A 723-nucleotide genomic window follows, 5' to 3' on the forward strand; every position below is an offset into this window, starting at 1 on the left:
CGGGCTCGCGCTTCTCGCCGAACCGTTCGGCTGAGTCCTCGCACTTGGACTACCGTGGGGGGCTCGACGCCGCCAGTTTAGAACTGTAGCGATCCCCCGTAACCGGAGATCACTGCTTAGTCCCCGTCTCCGTACCGCCCGTTCGTGGATCGGAGGAACAACCCCGCTCCCCACTATGAAAGTGAAATTGTTGTACTACAATTTTGTTGGTAATACTTATACCAGTGGAGTCTGTGTGGTCCGATACGGTTCACACGGCTACACACACGGTGCGCTGTGAGACCGTCTCCCGAGCGACACGACAGCGGTCGGACTCACCAGACTGACGATAGACAGTGGCAGCGGCAATCCAACGCAATCGGTCATGTTTGAGACGCGATGAGTGAAAGCGAAAACGCAAACACGAACGCGAGTACAGGCGCAGATACAGAGCCGGACATTTTCTCGGAGAGAACGCAGCTGAAGCCCTACGAGTACAGCGAGTTCCTCGACTACGTCGAGGCGATTCGGAACAGCTACTGGGTGCACACGGAGTTTAATTTCGACGGCGACGTCCAAGACTTCAAGGTCAACACGACGCCCGCCGAGCAGACGGTTATCAAGCGGACGATGTTGGCTATCGCGCAGATCGAGGTGCAGGTGAAGACGTTCTGGTCGGACATCTACGAGGAGATGCCCAAAGCCGAGGTCGGGAACGTGGGCATGACCTTCGCGGAAAGCGAG

1 protein-coding gene is annotated in these 723 nt (G+C 57.1%); it reads left to right on the top strand.

The window, feature by feature from the left end:
* Positions 1 to 378 precede the first annotated feature (378 nt).
* On the top strand, positions 379 to 723 hold a 345-nt coding region (locus tag EXE44_RS17555; protein ID WP_199241263.1), incomplete at its 3' end, for a ribonucleotide-diphosphate reductase subunit beta.

It is taken from the genome of Halorubrum sp. SS7, from assembly GCF_005435055.1.
GTDB lineage: Archaea > Halobacteriota > Halobacteria > Halobacteriales > Haloferacaceae > Halorubrum > Halorubrum salinarum.